This is a genomic window from Streptomyces sp. NPDC051664 (genome assembly GCF_044453545.1).
GTDB lineage: Bacteria > Actinomycetota > Actinomycetes > Streptomycetales > Streptomycetaceae > Streptomyces.
In genome coordinates this window covers 368,862-389,653 of record NZ_JBITCU010000004.1, presented here as the reverse complement: position 1 = coordinate 389,653, position 20,792 = coordinate 368,862, and the positions used below count along the sequence as shown (strand labels likewise).

Genomic DNA, 20,792 nt, shown 5'->3' with positions numbered 1-20,792 from the left:
CCGGCGACGGCAGTGGGCGAGCGTCCTGCGCCACGTCACTTCTTCGCGCCGCAGTCCACCGCATCGGCGTCGTCGGAGAGTGCGCTGCCCTCGGGCAGCAGATAGGTCACCCAGAGCACGACCGGCTCGGTGCCCAGGTTGCGTCCGATGTGGGGGCGGTGGGCGCCGGACGGCTCGATGAACGACGTGCCCGCGGCCATCACCTCGACCGAGCAGTCGTCCAGTATGCGCGTGAGCGTCCCCGACTGGACGACGGCGATCACCTGGCCGCTGTGGGTGTGCCAGCCGGTGGAGCCGCCCGGCTCCACAGTGATCGTTCGGAAAGTCACATCCGTCCGGCCCTTCGGCGTCTTGACCTTCAGCTTCCCGGTCGACGTGCCCTTCGCGACCACCGTGCCGCTCACCCCGCTGCCGGGCGCGGCCGTGGCCGCCGACGGTACGAAGCCGAGCGCCGCCGCACAGCCGCCCCCGACCAAGGCCTTACCGAGTCGCACCTGCTGCCCGTGCTGGTCCTGCCGTTCCTGCCGTTCCTGCCGTTCCCGCCGGTCCTGTTGTCTGCCTATTCTCATGCGAACCCTCCCCGCCCAGACGTCCGGGACATCCCAAATGCCCCAACGCTACCCGGGAGTTGATACGCGGAATCATTCGGACACGACGGTCATGCAACAGTCACATGCCGGCCGTTCACCCCGAAGCTCTCCGGCCAGCGGCCCCTCGCCCACGACCTCGATCCGTCCGTCCTTCACGGCCTCGGCGAGCGTGCACTCGCCCCGCCCGAGCGCGAGACAGACCTCGACGTCGAGCATGATCCGGGCGTCGGCGTGAGCGGCGGGCCCGTCCCCGTACACCCCCTCGCCGTCGGCCGGTCCACCTACCCGCACGTGGAACTCCCCCTCGTCGAGGTGGACTTCGACGACTCCTTCGTGAGCCGGCCCGTCCAGCATCCGCAACAGCGGAAGCGCGAACCAGTGGGCCCGCACCGCATCCGTCGGCCGCCGTTCGCCGATCGCGAGCGCGCCCCACTCGGCGAGCGCGGCGAGCACCGGCAGCAACCCCTGGCCGCGCTCGGTCAGTTCGTACACCGAGGCGGCGGCGGGCGGCGGCAGCCGTCGGCGGGTGGCCAGGCCGCTCTGTTCCATGTCCTTGAGGCGCGAGGCGAGGACGTCCGTACTGACTCCGGGAAGGTCGGCGTGCAGGTCGGTGTAGCGGCGTGGTCCGGCCAGCAGTTCACGGACTATCAGCAGGGTCCACCGGTCTCCGACGGAGTCGAGGGCCCGGGCGGTGGCGCAGAACTGGTCGTAACTTCGGCGGCGCGCGGAGCGTGCGGGCGGCTGCTGCTGACGTGGCATGCGACGCAGTCTAGACATGTTGTTGGACTTTCCAAGCCCGGGCTTGGTAAAACCAAGTATCGCAATCAGGTCGGGGAGGCCACCGCATGGAATTCCGGCAGTCCAGCAAGCTCAACGAGGTCTGTTACGAGATCCGGGGCCCGGTCATCGAGCACGCCAACGCCCTGGAGGAGGCGGGCCACAGCGTCCTCCGCCTCAACACGGGCAACCCCGCGCTCTTCGGTTTCGAGGCGCCGGAGGAGATCGTCCAGGACATGATCCGGATGCTCCCGCAAGCCCACGGCTACAGCGATTCGCGCGGCATCCTCTCCGCCCGCCGCGCGGTGGCGCAGCGCTACCAGGCGATGGGCCTGACCGATGTCGGGGTGGACGACATCTTCCTCGGCAACGGGGTGTCCGAGCTGATCTCCATGTCCGTACAGGCACTGCTGGAGGACGGCGACGAGGTGCTGATCCCGTCGCCCGACTATCCGCTGTGGACCGCGGTGGTCACCCTGGCGGGCGGCAAAGCCGTGCACTACACCTGCGACGAGGCATCGGACTGGAACCCGGACCTCGCCGACATGGCGTCGAAGATCACCGACCGCACCAAGGCCGTCGTGATCATCAACCCGAACAACCCGACCGGCGCCGTCTATCCGCGCGAGATCATCGAAGGCATCCTCGACCTGGCGCGCCGGCACGGTCTGCTGGTCCTCGCCGACGAGATCTATGACCAGATCCTCTACGACGACGCCGAGCACCACAGTGTGGCGGTCCTCGCCCCCGACCTGGTCTGCCTCACCTTCAGCGGTCTGTCCAAGACGTACCGGGTGGCAGGGTTCCGCTCCGGCTGGATGGTGGTGTCGGGTCCGCAGCAGCACGCCGGCAACTATCTGGAGGGCCTGACCATGCTCGCCTCCATGCGGCTGTGCCCGAACGCGCCCGCCCAGTACGCCATTCAGGCCGCGCTCGGCGGCCGGCAGTCCATCCGCGAGCTGGTGGCGCCGGGCGGCAGGCTGTACGAGCAGCGCAACCGGGCCTGGGAGAAGCTGAACGAGATCCCAGGGGTGTCGTGCGTGAAACCGAAGGGGGCGCTGTACGCGTTCCCGCGCATCGATCCGAAGGTGCACAACATCGTCGACGACGAGAAGTTCGTCCTCGATCTGCTGCTGCGCGAGAAGATCCAGGTGGTGCAGGGCACCGGCTTCAACTGGCCGCGTCCCGACCACTTCCGGATCCTGACCCTCCCGTACGCCGACGATCTCGACGCGGCGATCAGCCGCATCGGCCGCTTCCTGAACGGATACCGTCAGTGACCTGCCCTGCCTGCCGGCTGCCCGTCCATACGCAGTTCGCCTCGCCCGGGCTCGTCGGCCCGATCGTCGAGGGCGGACTCGATCCGGCCGACGACCCGGGCTGGGCGGACTCCGGGGCGGACTCACCCGCCGAGTACGCGCGCTGGGCAGGTCACCTGTGCGGTGTGACCTGTCTGCGCATGGCGCTCGGCGCCGGCGCCCCGCCGCTGTTCGCCCTGCGTGACGGGGCGCTCAAGTACGGTGCGTACACGGAGGATACGGAGGGGGCGATCCGGGGCCTGGTCTATGCGCCCTTCGCGGAGTACGTGCGGGAGGTGCACGGCCTCGAAGCCACCGTCCACCGCCACCTGTCGATGGACGAGATCGTGGCCCTGCTCGACGAGAAGCGGACGGTGATGGCGTCGGTGCACTACGGGATCCGGCATCCGGAGCGGCCCGCTCCGGGCCGGGGCGGGCATCTGGTGCTGGTGACGTCCCGTACGCCGGACGGCAACGGCGTCCACTTCCACAACCCGTCGGGCACGACGGCCACGACTCGGGCCGCGGAACTGCCCCTGCCGGACTTCGAGCGATTCTTCGCCGGACGCGGGGTATCGCTCGCCGGCGACACGCGGCAGGCGCCGGAAACGGGAGCGGATCCGGGGGCGTAGCCGGCCCCCGGGCCCTGAGTGATGCCGCCCGTTCGGCACGCCGGCACTTCTAAGAGCCCGGGTCAGTCGTGATGTCGCCGCGTCCTTCCTTTGGACGACCGCAGATCGAAGCTCCGCGGGTTGGAGTCGAATCAACATCTCGACGCGCATGGGCCCGAGCCCGTTTGACCGGCGATCGGCGATCGGCGATCGGCGGCGAATGCTGAGTCCGGAGCAAGAGTCTGAGATCGATCGCGGTCTGCCTCTGCCATTTGGGCCACCCCGGCCCGTGTGACCGCACCGACCGAATCGGTTGATGCCGTCAGCTGCTTCTCCAGGAAGAGCAGATACGACACCGGGACATCGGCGACGAGCACACGGCCGTCGACCCTCACATCCGCGCGGGCCGCACAGTTCACCCAGTCCTTCGTGGCGGTCACATCGAAGAGGCGGGTCAGCGTCGCCGCGGTGTCCCGCAGCACGTCCTCGGCCTTGATCTGCACCGGTGTCGATTCCGGCGGAAGCTGCTCACCCTCTTCGTCCTTCGGCTGATAGGTCCGGGAGATCCCGGCCAGCAGCCCGGCCTTCCGGAGGCCGTGATGCGCCGCCGTCAGGTCCTGGTGAGCCTTGGACTTGACGCCTTTCTCCACTGCGATGATCTGATTGAGTTTCGCCACGTCGACGAAGTCAGCACCACCGATCCGCCCCGTACGAAGGGTTTTTGCGGCGGTACTCCGCCTCCCGCGCACCTGCCCTCACCGGTACGGGTGGTTTCCATCCGATGCCCATGTCCTGCCGCTCTCCGGAGGGGGCCACTTGCCACAGTGAGCCGCGCGCAGTCCGCGCCGCCCCCTCCGAAAGGCCCCTCCGTTGCCGCTCCTCCCCCACTCGACCGGCCACCACTGCAACGACAGCGCTGACTCCGGTGACAGCCGGCGCCGCCTGAAGCAGCACACCGCGCTGACCGCGGCGGCCGCCGCCCTCGCCGTACTGGCCGTGGGCACACCCGTCGCCTACGCCACACTGGGCAACGGCTCGCCCACCGCCTCTCAGTCCGCTCCATCGGGCGTCGCCGCCCGCGGCAAGGCCTATATCGAGACCAGGCTGTTCTTCGGTACGGAACGCCCGGACGGCGGACCCGATGTGACCGACCAGCAGTTCCTGGCCTTCGTCGACGAGGAGGTCACCCCGCGCTTCCCGAGGGGCCTGACCATCCAGGACGGCCGCGGTCAGTGGCGGGACTCCCGCGGGGAGATCGAGCGGGAGCGCAGTTACGAACTGATCCTGCTCTACCCGGCGACCGAGGCACGCCTGCGCGACGAGCAGATCGAGCGGATCCGCAACGCGTACGAGAACGCGTACGCCCAGGACTCAGTGGCCCGGCTGGAAGAGCGCACGACCGCAGACTTCTGACGAGACCCGAGCCGCCCTCACGGGCCGCCGCCCACCTGCACGCCGGCTGCTTTCAAGCGGCGAACAGCCCACCCCCAGGTGCTCCTTGTCCGATCCGATACTGTGCCGCGGCCAGGATTCCGGATGCACGGGACACGTGAAGCAGGGAGCAATCACATGGGCACGCCGATACGCCACTTCACTGCCGCACGAGCGGACGGTCAGGTCTTCACGGTCAATATCGAGCGCAATTTCCAGTACAACCCGTACCGCGACTTCGTTGTCTGTGCGCACTGTGACTGGTCGCCGTCGCTTCTCACCATGGAAAGGATCAACGACATGGCCGGGGAGCATCTGAGGTCGGCGCACGGCGCCGACCGCGGCCTGGCCCAGTACGAGAACGAGTCGTTCCGGAAGGGCCGGTTGATCGTTCTGCCGGTCGTCGCGGTGATTCTGATCGCGCTCTTCGTCTATCTGCGGAGCTGACGGCCGGGGTCGAGGACCGATGCGGGGTGGGGCCAGGGGGCGCCGGTGGTCAGCGGCCGAGCAGCGCCGTGAGTGCGCCCACCGGGTCCACATCCGGCATGGCCCGGGGCCACCAGTCGTCCTTGCCCCGGTCCGATTCATAGCCGTACCAGCGGCCGTCGTGACCGAAGCGGAGCTGGAATGTGCCGACGGGGTGGGTGAGGTGGTTGCGCCAGGGCTGGAAGCGGGGGAAGTCGGCGGCCGCGAGGGCGGGGCGGGCCCGGTCGAAGGGGCCGGCCGGGGGGTCCCACGGTGTTTCCAGGACCTCCAGGCCCTCGGCGCCGCCCTGGCGCCAGGCGGCGACGGCGCGGGCCAGATCGGTGGTGGTCCGGCCGGTGGCGAAGGCCAGTTCCCGGTAGAGGGCGCGAGTGGTGGCGGTGAGTCCGGCGGTGGGGCGGGCCGCGGCCAGCCGGACGGCGTCCTGCCAGGGAGTGAGCCCGGAGAGGGGGTCCTGGCCGGTGGTGAGGAGGGCGTGCGCGCGGGCGGCCGCGTCCGTGGCCAGGTGGTCGAGGGAGAGCGGGTCGCGGGCGCCGGGCAGCTGCGGGTACGAGGGTGGCTGGCCGGACTGCGACGGTACCGGAAGCGGGGCGGGCAGCGGCGGGAGGAAGCGATCGGCCAGGGCTTCGCGCGCCGGTACGGAAGGCGTGGCGGGGGCCGTGGGGCGTTCCCGGGCACCGTGCGCCGCGCTGCGCCGGCCCAGCTCCTCGACGAGTTCGCGCTCACCGCGGCCGCGCAGCAGCAGGAGGACGAACGGGTCGGTGTCCAGCAGCCGGGCCATCTGGTAGCAGAGGGCTGCGACGTGCTTGCAGGGCCAGCCGTGGTCAGGACAGGAGCAGCTCGGGTCGAGGTCGTTCGCGGCGGGCAGCAGGCCGGTGCCCGCCTCGGCCGCCGTGTCGACAAGGGTGTGCGGCATCTCCTTGGCGAGCAGCGCGGCGAGATGGTCGGGCCGGGCGGCGACGGCGTCGAGGAAGGTGTCCCAGCCGGTGTCGGTGAGGGGGCGCAGCCGCAGCTCGGCGCGGTACGGACGGGGGCGGCTGCCCTGGACGTAGGCGACGACGCGGCCGGGGGTGACGGTGATCGCGGCGACATGGCCGCTGTCGGCGTAGGTACGGCCGCGGGCGAGCCGGCCCTCGTCCATCGACAGGGACTCCAGCGCCGCCACCCAGGACCGCCCCCACCAGGTGTCCGCGAACGGTTCGTCGCCGTGGGACGTGCGGGGCGGAACCGCCTCGAAGGTGCGCCGCAGGTCGTCGGGGCCGGGGCGGGCCCTGACGTACGACGGGGGCGAGGGCTGGGAGCGGGGGCTCATGAGAGCCTCCGGAGCGAGACGAGATCCGCGAGGTCGCGGTCGCTGAGTTCGGTGAGCGCGGTCTCTCCGGTACCGAGGACCGCGTCGGCCAAGGCCTGCTTGGCCGCCAGCATCTCGCCGATCCGGTCCTCGACGGTGCCTTCCGCGATCAGCCGGTGCACCTGGACGGGCTGTGTCTGCCCGATGCGGTACGCACGGTCCGTGGCCTGTTCCTCGACGGCCGGGTTCCACCAGCGGTCGTAGTGGATCACGTGGGCGGCGCGGGTGAGGTTCAACCCGGTGCCGGCCGCCTTGAGGGAGAGCAGGAAGACGGGTACCTCGCCGGACTGGAAGCGGTCCACCATCCGTTCCCGCTCGTCCACCGGCGTACCGCCGTGCAGGAGCTGGGAGGGGACGGCGCGCGAGGCGAGGTGCGCGGAGAGGATCCGGGCCATCGTCACGTACTGGGTGAAGATCAGCACGGAGCCGTCCTCTGCGAGGATCGTGTCGAGCAGCTCGTCGAGCAGGGCGAGCTTGCCGGAGCGGCCGACGAGGCGGGTCGGCTCCTCCTTCAGATACTGCGCCGGGTGGTTGCAGATCTGCTTGAGCGAGGCCAGCAGCTTCATGATCAGACCGCGACGGGCGATTCCTTCCGAGGCTTCGATGAACGCCATGGTCTCGCGCACCGCCGCCTCGTAGAGCGTGGCCTGTTCGCGGGTGAGGAAGACGGGGTGGTCGGTCTCCGTCTTGGGCGGCAGCTCCGGGGCGATGCCCGGGTCGGACTTCTTGCGGCGCAGGAGGAACGGCCTGACCAGCCGGGAAAGGCGCTCGACCGCGTCGTCGTCACCGAGTCCTGCCGCGGTGCCGGTGCTCTCGACGCTCCGGGCGTGCCGGGCGCGGAACGCCTTGAGCGGGCCGAGCAGTCCGGGGGTGGTCCAGTCGAGCAGGGCCCAGAGCTCGGAGAGGTTGTTCTCCACGGGAGTGCCGGTGAGGGCGATCCTGGCCGGCGCCGGGACGGTGCGGAGCGCCTTCGCCGTGGAGGAGTGCGGGTTCTTCACATGCTGCGCCTCGTCGGCGACGACAAGTCCCCAGCTGTGGGCGGCGAGTTGGGGCGCGCTGGAGCGCATCGTGCCGTATGTGGTGAGGACGAAGCCGCCGTCGGGGTCGTCGAGCGTGCGGCCGGTGCCGTGGAAACGGCGCACGGGGACACCGGGGGCGAAGCGGTTGATCTCACGGTGCCAGTTGCCGAGGAGGGAGGCGGGGCAGATCACCAGGGTGGGTGCGGGGTGCGCGCGGTGCAGATGGAGGGCGATGACGGTGATGGTCTTGCCGAGTCCCATGTCGTCGGCGAGGCAGCCGCCGAGGCCCAGCGATGTCATGCGGTCCAGCCAGGCCAGGCCGCGCAGTTGGTAGTCGCGGAGCGTGGCGTCGAGCCCGGGCGGCGGCACGATGGCCGTGTCGTCGGCGAGGATGCGGGTGCGGAGCTCGGCGAGTGCCCCGACCGGCACCGCCTCGACCTGCTGGCCGTCCACCTCCGCGCTGCCCGTCAGCGCGACGGCGAGGGCGTCCACCGGATCGAGCAGTCCGAGCTCCCGCTTGCGCGCCTTGCGTACGAGCGCGGGGTCGACGACGACCCATTGGTCCCGCAGGCGCACCACCGGCCGGTGGGCCTCCGCGAGGATGTCCATCTCCCGCTCGGTGAGCTGTTCGTCGCCGAGGGACAACTGCCAGTTGAAGGCGAAGAGATGCTCGGCGTCGAAGAACGAGGTGCCGTCGGTGGCCGAGCCGGGTGCGGGCCGGACCACGGCGGCGGCGGTCAGGGAACGGACCAGCTCGCGCGGCCAGTGGACGCTCACCCCGGCCTGCGCCAACCGCGCCCCGGCGTCGCTCAGCAGCTCGTACAGTTCGTCCTCGGTCAGTGCGAGCACATCGGGGACCGGCTGGTCCAGCAGCCGTTCCAACGGCGTCCAGACGCGGGCGGCACGGCGCAGGGCGAGCACGGCGTCGATCCTGGCCCGGGGACCGAACGGCTCTCCTCCGCCGCCGTTCCACAGTGCGGCGGCGTCGATGACGTACGTAGGGTCGGCCAAGCTGTGCACCTGCGTGATCGCCGCGGCGGCGTGCCGGGCGGCGCCCGGGTGGACCTCCACGGAGCTACCGGAGGCCTCGGGCCCCTCGGCGTCGGCAGCGGTTTCGCCGGCCGCGTCCCCGGCTTCGGGGTTGCCGTAGGTGTCGGCCGTGTCGAAGAGCTCGTACGCCGACAGGTCGAGGCGGAGCGATACCCGTACGCCCGCGTCCAGACCGGCCGCGACCTCGACGGCCCAGTCGCGGGCCCGGGGCAGATGCTGGGCCTCGCGGGCCGCGAAGGGGGCACCCGTCGCGTACGCCGCAGCGGGCGTCCGGGGCAAAGTGTCGGCGATCGCGTCGAGGAAGGCGCCGAGCAGCGACTCGGGGTCGGGCAGCCGGAGCGGTGTGCGGTCAGAGAGCGGGACGGCGTAGGCCTCGGGAGGCATGGCGGCGGCGACCGCCCGCAGATGGGCGATGTCCTCTGCGTCGCGCGGTCCGGCCCGCCAGGCGTCGTGGTCGTCGGCCGTCAGGCCGGGGACCAGCCTGCCGCGCGCCACCAGGTTGAGCGCATGGAGTGCGGCCGCGCCCCAGCAGCGCGCGGCCGGGTGGGCGGACTGCTGATGCCGGGCGCGGGCCAGCAGGGGCACGGCATCGGCGACGGGCAGCAGCACGGCGGGTACCGTCCGGCGGCGGACGCCGTCCTGCCCGTGGCGTCGCACCACCGTGATCTCGGTGGTCTCGGCCGCGGTCTGTTCGTGGGCGCCGCCGCTCGCCGGCAGCGGTCCGTCGTCCGGGTCCCAGAAGGCGACGCGTCCCTCTCTCGGCAGTGGGGCGGGCAGGAAGACGGCAGCGCAACGCAGGAGGCGGGCAGTTGCCGCGTCCTGCGTCTGTTGCTGTGCGTGTGGTGCCGAGGTCATCGCTCCCCTCCCGTCCCGCCCTTGATCGTCCGATCCTCTCGATCTCTCTGTCTCTGCGAGTCTAGGCGGGGGGTCCGACAACCGGTCTCGCACCGGTATTCGAGCAGGTCAGTGCCTGGCCAGCGGCTTGGAGCGAGTGCCCCGCGCGGGCCCGGAGGGGGTGGGCGCGGGGGCCGGCGCAGGCGTCAGGGGCGGCTGCTGCTGTGGTTGCTGCGACTGTTGTTGCTCGGGCTGCGGTTGCAGCGACTGTTGTTGCTGAGGCTGAGGCTGGAGCTGCCCTTGCTGCTGCGTCGATACGGGCTGCTGCGCCCGCTCCAGGAAGCGGAGCAGCTCCACCGGGAACGGCAGCACCAGCGTGGAGTTCTTCTCCGCAGCGACCGCGACCACGGTCTGCAGCAGTCGCAGCTGGAGCGCGGCCGGCTGGGAGGACATCTCCTTCGCCGCCTCGGCCAGCTTCTTCGATGCCTGGAGCTCGGCGTCCGCGTTGATGACACGCGCGCGCCGCTCCCGGTCGGCCTCGGCCTGACGCGCCATCGAGCGTTTCATCGTCTCCGGCAGCGATACGTCCTTGATCTCCACCCGGTCGATCTGGACGCCCCACCCCACGGCCGGACTGTCGATCATGAGCTCCAGCCCCTGGTTCAGCCTCTCCCGGTTGGACAACAGATCATCCAGGTCGCTCTTGCCGATGATCGAGCGCAAGGATGTCTGCGCCATCTGCGAAACCGCGAACCGGTAGTCCTCCACCTCCACGACCGCGCTGGCCGCGTCGACCACCTTGAAGTAGATGACCGCGTCCACCCGCACCGTCACGTTGTCCCGCGTGATGCCGTCCTGCGCGGGCACCGGCATCGTCACGATCTGCATGTTGACCTTGCGCAATCGCTCGATACCGGGAAGCACCATGGTGAAACCCGGTCCGCGCACCTCGTTGCGCAGCCTGCCGAGCCTCAGCACGACGCCCCGTTCGTACTGCTTGACGACCTTCGCAGCCGCCGCCACGTAGACCACACCCACGGACGCCGCCGCCACCAGGGCGACCACCAGTTCTTGGACCATGACGGCCCCCTGCCAGCCGGATACATACGATTAATGCCGCTATTACCACGGTATGCCCCATATGAACACCGGGCGAACACGGGTCCGCTCCACGGTCACCCGGCAGGCCGCGCACCGGATGCCGGGGCGGCCGGTAACGGGCAGCGTGACTAGCGGTACAGATGAGCCGGACGAGACAGACGAGGACCCGCCCATGCCTGTGATCGATCACCGACGCCGCCGTTTCGGCATCGCCGCCGGGACCGCGCTCCTGACCGTCACCGTCGCGGGCTGTTCCGGCCTCGGCCGCACCGCGGTCGGGCCGGTCACCTACGTCACCGAGCGGGACGCCGTGATCATGCTGAACAGCCCCTCCGTGAAGGGCTGCCACCAGCTCGCTCCGGCGGGCGCCAAAGAAGTGCTGAACGGGACCGCGATCGACATCATCCTGTACCGCACGCGCGACTGCACGGGTCCGGGGACGACGTATGTCGCCACGACGCTCACCGACGTCAATCCTCCGAGCGCTCTCCCCTGGCGCAGCTTCAGCACGGTCCACTGACAGGCGCTGGACGCAGGCCCCGCCGCTGTCCCCAAGGGCTGTCCCGTAATCCCGGGCGGGCGCACGACGACAGCTACGGCACCTCGCTGCGTTGTCGGAACGCCCGAATACATTCAGTATGAGCACGCCCCTCCGCCTTGCGATGCACCGCATCCGACGCCGCGCGCTTATCCACCAGGGATTACGGCACGGCTCTTAGACCCGCCGACGCACGAGCGCGATCAGCTGTGCCGTACTGTCCTGCCGGTCCCGGGCGATCAGGACGACCAGCACGATGAGCAGCGCCGGCATGATCGCGTTCACCGGGTCGAGCAGCGTGAGCTGGACGATGGACGCTCCGGCCAGCAGCCCGACGAAGGCCATCGCCGCCACCCCGGACAGCAGGGGCACCAGCAGGGCGACGGCGCCCGCCATCTCCAGGGCTCCGATGAGGTACATCGCGCCATGGCTCCAGCCCATCCGGTCGAAGGACTCGATCGCGGACTCATGGGCGATCAGCTTGGCGAACGCGCTGAAGGCGAAGAACAGGGCGAGCACGACCCGTGCGACGGTGAGCGCGACCGCACCCCGGCTGCGTGCCGCGGTCGCCCCGGTGACGGTGTTCGTCGTGGTCTCGGACATCTGGGTCTCCTCGGGAAGCGTCGCGTGGTGTTGCGTACGCAAGGAAAGACCCCACAGCGGTCCGGAACTCATCGCATCCCGGACAGCCGATCTCTCGGTTCCGTTGCCCCGGCGGCTACCTGGGCACGGCCCGTACCCACACCCCGTCATCCGTCAGACAGCGGTCGACGGCAAGTCCCGCCGCCTCCAGGTGCCCCTCGAACTGTTCCTTCGTCAGCTCCCGTGACAGGAACGTCTGGGTCCATCGCGCATCGTCGAAGATGTACTCCGCGTGCACCGAGTTCACCCCGTCGCCCACGGGGTCCGCCGAGACGATCCGCACGGTGTATCCAGCCGGATCGACCCGCTCCCGCGGCAGATCGGTGTGGTAGTCGGCGCCCTCGCGCTGAAGGAGTACGACGCCACCGTCCCTGACGTATCTCCGGCAGGTCCGCAGCATGGCGTCGCGCACCCGGTGCTCGCTCGTGTGCACCAGGAACGACGCCAGCATCACCACGTCGAACGTCTCGTCGCCGAGCTCGAGCGACTCGATGGGGCTCCGCACCGTGCGCGCGCCCCGAATGTGTTCCAGCATCTGCGCCGACTCGTCCACGGCCGTGACCTCGAAGCCGCGTGCGACCAGCGGATGGGTCACCCGGCCCGCCCCGCAGCCGAGCTCCAGAATGCTCGCGCCGGCGGGCACCGCCGCCTCGATCACGTCCGGTTCGGCTCCGACGGACAGCCGCGCGTACAGCTCGACCGCGCAGCCGTCCGGCGTGATCGAGCCGGGCCCCGTCCCCGAATGCCCCTCACGCACCACTGATCCGCTCATGTACAGCCGAACGAACGGCCGTTGGGTGTCGTTCCCGGTCCGGCGGGGCGGTCCCGGGAAAGACCCGTCAGCACACCGGATAGCGCTCCTGCGGCCACTCCACCGCCTGCTCGAACTCCAGACACAGATCGTCGGCCAGTTCGGCGATCACTGCCCGCCCCTCCGTCAGCACCAGCCAGGACGGCGGGAGTTGCACGTCCGCGTGGCGGGCGCCGAGCAGATTTCCGCAGACCGAACCGGTGGAGTCGCTGTCGCCCGAGTGGTTGACCGAGAGCAGCAGCGCCTGTGCCACCTGGTCGGCTCCCGGCAGCACCAGGGCGCAGTACACGGCGATGGCGAGGGCCTCCTCGGCCACCCAGCCCGCGCCCAGCGACTCCACCTTCTCGGCGGTCGGCGCGCCCTGCGCGGCCAGGTCGACGGCCGCGCGCAGCGCCACCGTCGTCTCCTCGTGTCCCGGGTGGCGGGCCAGCAGCTCCATGGCCCGGAGCACAGCGCCCGCCATCGAGTCGCCCTCCATCAGATGGGCGATGACCGCGGCGAACGCACCGGCCGCGTACGCGCCGGTCAGGTGCCCGTGGGTGATCTGCGCGCACCGGTACGCCAGCCCGAAGCCGGTCTCCGCTCCCTCACCGATCAGCCCGAAGGGCGCGGACCGCATCACCGTCCCGCATCCCTTGGACCCGGTGTTGACCGGCCCGGGCCGGCCGAGCGGACCCGTGGGGTCGGGGATGTGCTCGGCCGCGAGCCCGGTCAGGCAGGCGTTGCCGGGGGCCCTGCGCGCGTACAGGAAGCGCTGCTGCCGCAGCCACCCGGTCCGTACGGGGTCGTCCCCGCCGCGGGGTGGTGGTGCGGGGTGGTTCTGGGTGTCGAGCCAGCGCAGATAGGCGTTGCGTACGAGGGCGGTCTCGGCGCCGCCTATGCCCTTCGACATCGCCCGGGAGTGCGCCCTGATCAGTCCTTCGGCGGTGAACAGGGTCATCTGCGTGTCGTCGGTGATCCGGCCGACGGCCCCGTCCGCGTCCGCGACGAGTCCCCGGACGCCGTCTTCCCCGTACGCCCTGCGGATGCCGGCGAGCGAGAGGAACTCCACCGGGTTGCCCAGTGCGTCCCCGATCGCACCGCCCAGCAGCGATCCGCGGACCCGGGCCCTGCGGGCGGCGCTGTTGCGCCATGGTGTGCCGTTCACGGGCGGTCCCCCACAATCTGTCTCGACGTGCCTCAAATCCGCAGTCGTGGGTCCATCCTGGTAGGAGAGGCGATCGCCATGCGTACCGGTAACGAACCGATGACTGCACGCAGCCCCTTGCGACTGCGGCTGTGCCTGAGTCTATGGGGCATGGCCTGGGCTGTTTTCGGCCTGACAGCCTTCTCCCTGGTCGACCGTCCGGGCTGGGCCGTGGCCTGCGGGCTGCTGCTTCTGCTGACGCTGGTGGATCTTGCGGTGATCGTGCACCACATCCACCAGGGACCGCACTACCAGCCGGGCCGCAACGTCCCCCCGTACGAGCCGGACCACGGCGGACGCGGCCGGTACGGACACTGACGCCTCGGTTCGGTTCCGGCGCGGGTACCCGTCGGTTCCGGCGCAGGTACGCGCGACGGGCCGAGGCGGTCAGGCGCCCGTGTCGAAGCGGGCCGCCCGCAGGTACTCCGGGTTCGGGTCGAGGGCGGCGGCCAGCCGGAAGTGGCGCACGGCCGCTTCCGAGCGGCCGGAGCGCTGAAAGGTGCGGGCCAGCGCGAAGTGCGCGAACGCGTTGTCCGGTTCGCGCTCCAGGACGAGTTCGAATTCGAGCTCGGCGGGGCGCAGTTGGGCGGCGGCGAAGAAGGCGCGGGCCCGCAGCAGGCGGGCGGCCGTGTTCTCCGGATGGGCTGCTATCACCGAGTCCAGGAGCTTGACCGCGCCCCGTGGATCGCGCGCGGCCAGCAGGCGTTCGGCCGCGCGGAAGTCGATGACGTGGGTTTCCGGGGTCCTCTTGGGCACGCTCGCATCCTTCCCTTCGCTTCCGGCCTTCCAACGTCCGGCCGGGTACCGGTATTCCGGTCCGGTGGTCAGTCGGCGGCCGCCCGCCGGGTGAGCTCCGCCCAGACCTTGCGGACCTGCGGCTCCAGCGCCTCGAGCGGCCCGTCGTTGTCGATGATCAGATCGGCGACGGCGCTTCGCTGCTCGCGGGTGGCCTGCGCGGCCATCCTGGCGCGGGCCTCGGACTCCGTCATTCCGCGCAGCCGTACGAGCCGGTCGAGCTGGGTCCCCGGGGTGGCGTCCACGACCACGACCAGGTCGTAGAGGGGCGCGAGGCCGTTCTCGGTGAGGAGCGGTACGTCATGGACGACGACGGAGTCGGGGCCTGCGGCCCGCTCCAGTTGGGCGGAGCGGGCACCGACCAGCGGGTGGACGATCGCATTGAGGGTGGCGAGCCGGTCGCCGTCGGAGAAGACGATCGAGCCGAGCTTCGGCCGGTCCAGGGTGCCCTCGGCGGTGAGGATGCCTGTGCCGAACGCGTCGACGACGGCCGCGAGTCCGGGGGTCCCGGGCTCGACGACCTCGCGCGCGATCGTGTCGGCGTCGATCAGCACGGCCCCGTACGACGCCAGCAGCCGTGACACTTCGCTCTTGCCGGCGCCGATGCCGCCGGTCAGGCCCACTTTCAGCATGGTCGGCAGCCTAGTGCGCGACCCCCGGCCGGTCATGCCCCGGTCACGGCGCACCGTCGCCGGTCACGGCATCGCACGCGCCGGTCCGTCAGGCATCGCCTTCCCGCTCGGCGAGGAACCGCTCGAATTCGAGGCCGATCTCGTCGGCGGACGGCAGCTCGACCGACTCCGCGACCAGGTTGCCGCGCGTCTCGGAGCCCGCGATCGCGTCGTACTGGTGCTCGAGCCCCTCGACGAGCGAGACGAGCTCCTCGTCGCCCTGGTCGATCTGGCGGTCGATCTCGGTCTGTGTGCGGTGCGCCTCCGTGCGCAGCGAGTGGGCGATGCTCGGCAGGACCAGTCCGGTCGCGGCCGTGATCGCCTCCAGCGCGGTGAGCGCGGCGTCCGGGTAGGCGGAGCGGGCGACATAGTGCGGCACATGGGCGGCGACACCGAGGACGTCATGTCCGGCCTGCATCAGCCGGTACTCCACCAGGGCCTCGGCGGAGCCGGGGACCTGCGCCTCGTCGAACGGGCTGCGGTGGCCAGGCATCAGGTCCGTGCGGTTGCCGTGCGGGGTGATGCCGACCGGGCGGGTGTGCGGGACGCCCATAGGGATACCGTGGAAGTTGACGGCGAGGCGGACGCCCAGCCGCTCGACGATCTGCTCGACGGCGGCGGCGAACCTCTCCCACTCCACGTCCGGCTCGGGCCCGGACAGCAGCAGGAAGGGCGCCCCGGTGGCGTCCTGGACCACCCGGACGTCCAGCGTCGGGGTCTCGTACGCCGCCCAGCGGTCGCGCTTGAACGTCAGCAGCGGGCGCCGTGCGCGGTAGTCGACGAGCCTGTCGTGGTCGAAGCGGGCCACGACCTGGTGCGGCAGCGATTCGAGCAGGCCGTCCACGATCTGCTCGCCCGTCTCACCCGCGTCGATGTATCCCTCGAGGTGGTAGAGCATGACCAGGCCGGCCGACTCCTGCGCGAGCGCCATGTCGACGACGGCCAGGCCTTTCGGCTCCCATTCGTACAAACTCTGCGGATCAGGCACGGTTACCGCTCCTCCTCGTATTCCATGAGAAGAACGCCCTCCGGGGCACAGGCATTCCCTGCCTGTGCCCCTTCACGGAGGTGGTTACGCCAGAACCCGCGCGTGCAGTGCGGTGACCGCCTTCCGTGCGGAGGTGAAGGCACCGTGCTGCCAGGCATCCGCGTAGCTCAGGTAGTCACCGGCGAAGTAGACGCGTCCGGCGGCCTGGTTGAGCGGTGCGAAGGCCGGCGCGTCGGGCCCTCCCGACAGGGAGTGCCAGGAGGCCTCCAGGTACGGGGTCTGCCGCCAGTGGTGGGAGAACGACGTGGCGAGTTCCGTACGGTACTTGTCGCCGTGGATCTTCACGCCCTGGGCGATGGCCCGTGCCTCCCTCTCGCGCGGGGTGAGAGCGGCGTACCCATCGGCGTTGGAACCGGTGTTGTAGTAGCCGATGATGGTGCCGCGCCGGCCCTGGTGGCCGTAGGACGGGTACCAGATGTGGGAGAGGTCCATGTCGGTCTCGGTGATGCCGCCGTAGATCTGGTGGTCGGTCTCCCACCAGCGGCTCTTGTACTCCAGCCCGATCTTGCCGGCCGAGGACGGCTTGCATGCCTCCAGGGCGCTCTGGACGGCCGGGCCGAGGTTGTGGGCGGTCTTGGCGAGGATGTTGGGCGGCAGGGCGGCGATGCAGTAGTCCGCGTCGACGGTGTGGGTGCGTCCGCCCTGGGTGTACGTGACCGTCACGCCATGGGCCGTGTCGGTGATCTTGCTGACGGCTGCGCCGGTACGGATCCTGCGCTCGCCTATCGCCCGGGTGAGCGCCGCGGGTATCCGGTCCATGCCGCCGACCGGCTGGAACATCAGCATGGCCTGGTCGTACTCGAACTCGAAGGCGAAGTAGCGTCCGACGCCACTGGCGAAGACCTCGGAGGCGGACGGCACGGAGCCGAGTTCCTCGCCGGGGGTTCCGGCAGCCGCAGGGTCGATGCGGTAGCCGCGCCGGGGGCTGCCGGTGTAGTCGAGCGTGTCGCCGATGTCGCCGAACTCCTTGAGGAATTCGAGGAGTCGTTCCTGGTCCTCGGCGGTGATCTGACGGTCGAGGGCGCCCTTGTCGGTGGCCTTGGAGAGGAGTTCGGCGACATAGCCGTATACGTCGGCCTTGGCGGTGCGGTAGCGCACCGGGGCCTTCATGCCGGCCTTCTCGTTGAAGATATAGGCGTTGGCGTTCACGTTGGTGAACATCTCGATGGGGACGCCGAGTTCGCGGCAGTAGTCGAGGGTGACCATCCACTGCGGGATCCGGCCGGGGCCGCAGTTCATGTACTGGCCCTCGCTGAACCGTGCGGTCTGCGTGTTGCCGTTCAGGTCGGTGGTGGAATCTCCGTTGCGTACGGTGAAGTTGCGGCCGCCCGTACGGCTCCGGGCCTCCAGGATCGTACAGTCGTAACCAGCCTTGCCCAGCTCGTACGCGGCGGCGAGTCCGGCGATGCCGCCGCCGACGACGACGACCTTGGCCGCCCCCTTCCCCGTCAGCGTGAAGTCGCCCTTGCTGGGGGCGTGGAAGGCGGGTTCGCGTTGTGCGGCCTGGGCCGTGGGGGCGAGGCCGAGGGCCCCCATGGTCGCGAACATCGCGCCCGCCCCACCGGTGATCCCGACCTGGCGCAGAAAGGTGCGACGGCTCGCGCCCGTCGGCACGGACGTGTTGTTCGAAGTGTGCGTCATGTCCCGGCTCCCGTTCAGATCTTGACGTTGCCGGGATCCTGGCAAGCGCGTGTTACGTCCCGTCAGTTACTCGTGTATCCCGCACGTTTCTCTCTGTTCACGGCGCGACGGCAGTCGGCGAACAATGGTCCAGACCTTGACAGGGGCACGCCCCATCCCTACGGTCACTGGGCAGCACGTTCAGACATGCGCCCCATATTCATGTACGAGAACGTCTCGCACTCCTTCGACGGGAAGGCACCCCCATGCGCACCCGCACGCTGCTCCCCGCCCTGCTGGCCACGACGCTCGCCACCGGAGGCCTGGCTCTCGCCTCCGCCACCGCCGCCGGCGCCGCCACGGTCATCGACGTGAGCACCGCCGCCCAACTCAAGACGGCCCTGGCCGCCGCGGTGCCCGGCGACACGATCCGGCTCGCCGACGGCACGTACACCGGCAACTTCAAGGCGACCGTCCCCGGCACCGCCTCCGCCCGGATCACCCTCACCGGCTCGGCCGGGGCGGTCCTCACCGCAGGCGGCGGCTACGGCCTCCACCTCAACGGCGCCTCCTACTGGACCGTCCAGGGCGTCACCGTCACCGGCGGCCAGAAGGGCATCATGGCCGACGCCGCCAACGGCGTCGTCATCGACTCGGTGACCGTGCACGACCTGGACATGGAGGGCGTGCACTTCCGCAAGTCCAGCGCGAACGGCGTCATCAAGAACTCGCGGATCTACGACACCGGGCACGACGGCCGCGGCATGGGCGAGGGCGTCTACGTCGGCACGGCCGGTGATCTCACCGACCGGAGCGACCAGGTGCAGATCCTGAACAACACGATCGGGCCGGGTGTCGGGGGCGAGAACGTCGACATCAAGGAAGGCACCACCGGATCGAAGATCATCGGCAACACCTTCGACGGCAGCGGACTGACCGGCGCCAACTACGACGACTCCTGGGTCGACGTGAAGGGCAACGACGTCCTGGTCGAGGGCAACGGGGGCACCCGCACGACCAACAACGGGTACGAGACCCACACCCAGCAGGGCGGCTGGGGCTGCGGCACCGTGTTCCGCGACAACACCTCTGACCTGTCCGGTTCCACGGGCGACAAGCGGATCGCCATCAACGTCACCAACTACAGCGCGAGTTGCCCGACCACCGTCTACAGCAGCAACACGGTCACCGGCGGCAACGGCCTGACGAACATCACGGTCACGCCGTAACCCCGGCCGCGGAAACGAGTGAGGCCCGCTCCCCGAAGGGAGCGGGCCTCACTCGTCAGCTACTGCAGTCGATGACCGACCGGAGGGTCAGAGCGTCAGCTCTGGCCGCCCGCCAGCTTCTCGCGCAGGGCAGCCAGGGCCTCGTCCGACGCCAGGGCGCCGGAGTTGTCCGCGGACTCCGAGGAGTACGAGCCGCCACCGGTGCCACCGGAGGCAGCCGGGGCACCGCCGGCCGGGGCAGCAGCGCCCTCGGCCGCAGCGGCCTCGTCGGCCTCGCGGGACTTGATGACCTGGGCCTGGTGCTGCTCGAAGCGCGCCTGCGCCTCGGCGTACTGCGTCTCCCACACCTCGCGCTGAGCCTCGAAGCCCTCGAGCCAGTCGTTGGTCTCGGGGTCGAAGCCCTCGGGGTAGATGTAGTTGCCCTGGTCGTCGTAGGACGCGGCCATGCCGTACAGAGTCGGGTCGAACTCGACCGACGCCGGGTCGGCACCGAAGGACTCGTTGGCCTGCTTCAGCGAGAGGCTGATGCGACGACGCTCGAGGTCGATGTCGATGACCTTGACGAAGATCTCGTCGTTGACCTGGACGACCTGCTCCGGGATCTCCACGTGGCGCTCGGCCAGCTCGGAGATGTGGACCAGACCCTCGATGCCCTCGTCGACGCGCACGAACGCACCGAACGGAACGAGCTTCGTGACCTTACCGGGAACGACCTGCCCGATCTGGTGCGTACGGGCGAACTGCTGCCACGGGTCTTCCTGCGTCGCCTTGAGCGACAGCGAGACGCGCTCGCGGTCCATGTCGACGTCGAGAACCTCGACGGTGACTTCCTGGCCGACCTCGACAACCTCGGAGGGGTGGTCGATGTGCTTCCAGGACAGCTCGGAGACGTGCACGAGACCGTCGACGCCACCGAGGTCCACGAACGCACCGAAGTTGACGATCGAGGAGACGACGCCGGAGCGGACCTGGCCCTTCTGCAGGGTCGTGAGGAAGGTCTGACGGACCTCGCTCTGGGTCTGCTCGAGCCAGGCGCGGCGGGACAGGACCACGTTGTTGCGGTTCTTGTCCAGCTCGATGATCTTCGCCTCGAGCTCCTTGCCCACGTAGGGCTGAAGGTCGCGGACACGACGCATCTCGACGAGCGACGCCGGGAGGAAGCCACGGAGGCCGATGTCGAGGATGAGACCACCCTTGACGACCTCGATGACGGTACCGGTGACGATGCCGTCTTCTTCCTTGATCTTCTCGATGGTGCCCCAGGCACGCTCGTACTGAGCGCGCTTCTTCGAGAGGATCAGGCGGCCTTCCTTGTCCTCCTTCTGGAGAACCAGGGCCTCGATCTCGTCGCCGACCTTGACGACCTCGTTCGGGTCGACGTCGTGCTTGATCGAGAGCTCGCGGCTCGGGATGACGCCTTCGGTCTTGTAACCGATGTCGAGGAGAACCTCGTCCCGGTCAACCTTGACGATGACACCGTCAACGATGTCGCCGTCGTTGAAGTACTTGATCGTCTCGTCGATCGCCGCGAGGAACGCGTCCGCGTCGCCGATGTCGTTGACCGCAACCTGCGGAGTGGTGGCGGTGGTCTCGGTGCTGCTCGTCATGTGGGAAAGGGCTCCGGTACGGACAGTGAGTCGTAGGTACTGCTACGCCGAGAGCCCGTATCGCCTCTGCAGAAGCCGGACAGCCTGGGAAGCGCCCGAC

General features: G+C 69.9%; 20 protein-coding genes and 1 pseudogene. 7 read left to right on the top strand and 14 right to left on the bottom strand.

Annotated features, from left to right (window positions below):
• Positions 1-35 precede the first annotated feature (35 nt).
• A complete protein-coding gene (locus tag ACIA8E_RS10810) occupies positions 36-569 on the bottom strand; it encodes a cupin domain-containing protein (protein ID WP_399296601.1) in 534 nt (177 codons plus the stop codon).
• Positions 570-641: 72 nt separating this feature from the next.
• Positions 642-1,349 carry a winged helix-turn-helix transcriptional regulator gene (locus ACIA8E_RS10805; protein WP_399296599.1) on the bottom strand — a complete coding sequence of 236 codons (708 nt, stop codon included), beginning with the start codon at positions 1,347-1,349 and terminating at the stop codon, positions 642-644.
• An 86-nt stretch (positions 1,350-1,435) separates the two neighbouring features.
• Here ACIA8E_RS10805 and ACIA8E_RS10800 point away from each other — a divergent pair, with 86 nt between their 5' ends.
• Together ACIA8E_RS10800 and ACIA8E_RS10795 are read left to right on the top strand one after the other, a co-directional pair.
• A complete protein-coding gene (locus ACIA8E_RS10800) occupies positions 1,436-2,647 on the top strand; it encodes a pyridoxal phosphate-dependent aminotransferase (protein ID WP_399296597.1) in 1,212 nt (403 codons plus the stop codon).
• Positions 2,644-3,297 (top strand): peptidase, encoded by a 654-nt coding sequence (locus ACIA8E_RS10795; RefSeq protein ID WP_399296595.1) that lies wholly within the window; start codon positions 2,644-2,646, stop codon positions 3,295-3,297. Before ACIA8E_RS10800 ends, ACIA8E_RS10795 begins: the two co-directional genes overlap by 4 nt.
• Positions 3,298-3,599: 302 nt before the next feature.
• Here ACIA8E_RS10795 and ACIA8E_RS10790 read toward each other — a convergent pair.
• Positions 3,600-3,953 (bottom strand): annotated as a pseudogene (locus tag ACIA8E_RS10790) (hypothetical protein); the annotation flags it as partial.
• 265 nt (positions 3,954-4,218) lie between these two features.
• Here ACIA8E_RS10790 and ACIA8E_RS10785 point away from each other — a divergent pair.
• Entirely contained in the window at positions 4,219-4,689 is a 471-nt protein-coding gene (locus ACIA8E_RS10785; protein ID WP_399296827.1) for a DUF3574 domain-containing protein, read from the top strand.
• A gap of 156 nt (positions 4,690-4,845) precedes the next feature.
• Positions 4,846-5,154: a hypothetical protein gene (locus tag ACIA8E_RS10780; protein WP_399296594.1), complete on the top strand. Its 309-nt coding sequence runs from the start codon at positions 4,846-4,848 to the stop codon at positions 5,152-5,154.
• 49 nt (positions 5,155-5,203) lie between these two features.
• On the opposite strand, the gene ACIA8E_RS10775 is transcribed toward ACIA8E_RS10780, so the two are convergent.
• The 3 genes from ACIA8E_RS10775 to ACIA8E_RS10765 form a co-directional block, all read right to left on the bottom strand.
• Positions 5,204-6,502 (bottom strand): SWIM zinc finger family protein, encoded by a 1,299-nt coding sequence (locus ACIA8E_RS10775; RefSeq protein WP_399296592.1) that lies wholly within the window; start codon positions 6,500-6,502, stop codon positions 5,204-5,206.
• The gene (locus ACIA8E_RS10770) at positions 6,499-9,465 is read right to left on the bottom strand and encodes a DEAD/DEAH box helicase (protein WP_399296590.1); all 2,967 of its coding nucleotides are present in this window, start codon (positions 9,463-9,465) and stop codon (positions 6,499-6,501) included. Before ACIA8E_RS10770 ends, ACIA8E_RS10775 begins: the two co-directional genes overlap by 4 nt.
• 108 nt (positions 9,466-9,573) lie before the next feature.
• Positions 9,574-10,524 carry a slipin family protein gene (locus tag ACIA8E_RS10765; protein WP_399296588.1) on the bottom strand — a complete coding sequence of 317 codons (951 nt, stop codon included), beginning with the start codon at positions 10,522-10,524 and terminating at the stop codon, positions 9,574-9,576.
• Between the two features lie 193 nt (positions 10,525-10,717).
• On the opposite strand from ACIA8E_RS10765, the gene ACIA8E_RS10760 reads away from it, so the two are divergent.
• Positions 10,718-11,065, top strand: a complete 348-nt coding sequence (locus ACIA8E_RS10760) for a hypothetical protein (RefSeq protein ID WP_399296586.1) — start codon at positions 10,718-10,720, stop codon at positions 11,063-11,065.
• A 195-nt stretch (positions 11,066-11,260) separates the two neighbouring features.
• Here the strand turns inward: ACIA8E_RS10760 and ACIA8E_RS10755 are convergent, their stop codons facing one another.
• The 3 genes from ACIA8E_RS10755 to ACIA8E_RS10745 all read right to left on the bottom strand — a co-directional run bounded on the left by ACIA8E_RS10755 (position 11,261) and on the right by ACIA8E_RS10745 (position 13,683).
• Positions 11,261-11,686 carry a DoxX family protein gene (locus ACIA8E_RS10755; RefSeq protein ID WP_399296584.1) on the bottom strand — a complete coding sequence of 142 codons (426 nt, stop codon included), beginning with the start codon at positions 11,684-11,686 and terminating at the stop codon, positions 11,261-11,263.
• 115 nt (positions 11,687-11,801) lie between these two features.
• Positions 11,802-12,497: a class I SAM-dependent methyltransferase gene (locus ACIA8E_RS10750; RefSeq protein ID WP_399296582.1), complete on the bottom strand. Its 696-nt coding sequence runs from the start codon at positions 12,495-12,497 to the stop codon at positions 11,802-11,804.
• A 67-nt stretch (positions 12,498-12,564) separates the two neighbouring features.
• Positions 12,565-13,683: an ADP-ribosylglycohydrolase family protein gene (locus ACIA8E_RS10745; RefSeq protein ID WP_399296580.1), complete on the bottom strand. Its 1,119-nt coding sequence runs from the start codon at positions 13,681-13,683 to the stop codon at positions 12,565-12,567.
• Positions 13,684-13,737: 54 nt separating this feature from the next.
• On the opposite strand from ACIA8E_RS10745, the gene ACIA8E_RS10740 reads away from it, so the two are divergent.
• The gene (locus ACIA8E_RS10740; RefSeq protein WP_399296825.1) at positions 13,738-14,040 is read left to right on the top strand and encodes a DUF6343 family protein; all 303 of its coding nucleotides are present in this window, start codon (positions 13,738-13,740) and stop codon (positions 14,038-14,040) included.
• Between the two features lie 69 nt (positions 14,041-14,109).
• On the opposite strand, the gene ACIA8E_RS10735 is transcribed toward ACIA8E_RS10740, so the two are convergent.
• The 4 genes from ACIA8E_RS10735 to ACIA8E_RS10720 form a co-directional block, all read right to left on the bottom strand.
• Positions 14,110-14,478 carry a tetratricopeptide repeat protein gene (locus tag ACIA8E_RS10735; protein ID WP_399296578.1) on the bottom strand — a complete coding sequence of 123 codons (369 nt, stop codon included), beginning with the start codon at positions 14,476-14,478 and terminating at the stop codon, positions 14,110-14,112.
• Positions 14,479-14,546: 68 nt separating this feature from the next.
• Positions 14,547-15,149 (bottom strand): dephospho-CoA kinase, encoded by a 603-nt coding sequence (gene coaE / locus ACIA8E_RS10730; RefSeq protein WP_399296576.1) that lies wholly within the window; start codon positions 15,147-15,149, stop codon positions 14,547-14,549.
• Positions 15,150-15,237: 88 nt separating this feature from the next.
• The gene (locus tag ACIA8E_RS10725; protein WP_399296574.1) at positions 15,238-16,176 is read right to left on the bottom strand and encodes a PAC2 family protein; all 939 of its coding nucleotides are present in this window, start codon (positions 16,174-16,176) and stop codon (positions 15,238-15,240) included.
• 84 nt (positions 16,177-16,260) lie between these two features.
• Positions 16,261-17,784: a flavin monoamine oxidase family protein gene (locus ACIA8E_RS10720; protein WP_399296823.1), complete on the bottom strand. Its 1,524-nt coding sequence runs from the start codon at positions 17,782-17,784 to the stop codon at positions 16,261-16,263.
• Positions 17,785-18,122: 338 nt separating this feature from the next.
• On the opposite strand from ACIA8E_RS10720, the gene ACIA8E_RS10715 reads away from it, so the two are divergent.
• On the top strand, positions 18,123-19,085 hold the full coding sequence (locus tag ACIA8E_RS10715) for a right-handed parallel beta-helix repeat-containing protein (protein WP_399296572.1): 963 nt from the start codon (positions 18,123-18,125) through the stop codon (positions 19,083-19,085).
• 95 nt (positions 19,086-19,180) lie between these two features.
• Here ACIA8E_RS10715 and rpsA read toward each other — a convergent pair whose 3' ends face one another.
• Complete coding sequence (gene rpsA, locus ACIA8E_RS10710; RefSeq protein WP_399296570.1) at positions 19,181-20,692, bottom strand: 30S ribosomal protein S1; 1,512 nt, start codon at positions 20,690-20,692, stop codon at positions 19,181-19,183.
• Positions 20,693-20,792: the final 100 nt, after the last annotated feature.